Origin of the sequence: Parabacteroides sp. AF39-10AC, from assembly GCF_003635405.1 — a bacterium.
GTDB lineage: Bacteria > Bacteroidota > Bacteroidia > Bacteroidales > Tannerellaceae > Parabacteroides > Parabacteroides distasonis.
Map to the genome: position 1 here is coordinate 255700 of NZ_QTLP01000006.1, position 628 is coordinate 256327.

Annotated in this window: 2 tRNA genes and 1 rRNA gene; all 3 read left to right on the plus strand. The window is 53.2% G+C overall.

Going from position 1 to position 628, the window contains the following annotated elements:
* Positions 1–56: 56 nt before the first annotated feature.
* A tRNA-Ile gene (locus DW033_RS07995) sits at positions 57–130 on the plus strand.
* Positions 131–140: 10 nt separating this feature from the next.
* Positions 141–214 (plus strand) — tRNA-Ala (locus DW033_RS08000).
* A gap of 106 nt (positions 215–320) precedes the next feature.
* A 23S ribosomal RNA gene (locus DW033_RS08005) occupies positions 321–628 on the plus strand; the annotation flags it as partial.

A 628-nucleotide genomic window follows, 5' to 3' on the forward strand; every position in this document is an offset into this window, starting at 1 on the left:
AAGGCCGGTCGGAGAGAGAAAGATGACGCTGGGACGTAAGTCTTGGCAAGGTTGACAGTCCTATAGCTCAGTTGGTTAGAGCGCTACACTGATAATGTAGAGGTCGGCAGTTCAACTCTGCCTGGGACTACTCCGAATGAGGGGGATTAGCTCAGCTGGCTAGAGCATCTGCCTTGCACGCAGAGGGTCAACGGTTCGAATCCGTTATTCTCCACACATCCCGCGAGGGAAAGAGGATCTTTGACATATTGGACATCAAAAAGAAGAAACAAGTAGAGCGAGCTTAAGATATATCAACCCGTACGTCAAGTGCGAGGTGAGAGAAAGTAAGCAAGGGCAGACGGTGGATGCCTTGGCTCTCGGAGGCGACGAAGGACGTGATAAGCTGCGAAAAGCTCGGGGGAGGCGCAAATAGCCCTTGATCCCGGGATATCCGAATGGGGCAACCCGGCAGGCTGAAGGCCTGCCATCCCGTAAGGGAGGCGAACGTGGGGAACTGAAACATCTAAGTACCCATAGGAGGAGAAAATAAACAATGATTCCGTAAGTAGTGGCGAGCGAACACGGAAGAGCCCAAACCCATGTCGTCTAGGCGACACGGGGGTTGTAGGACCACGACGTGGCAAGA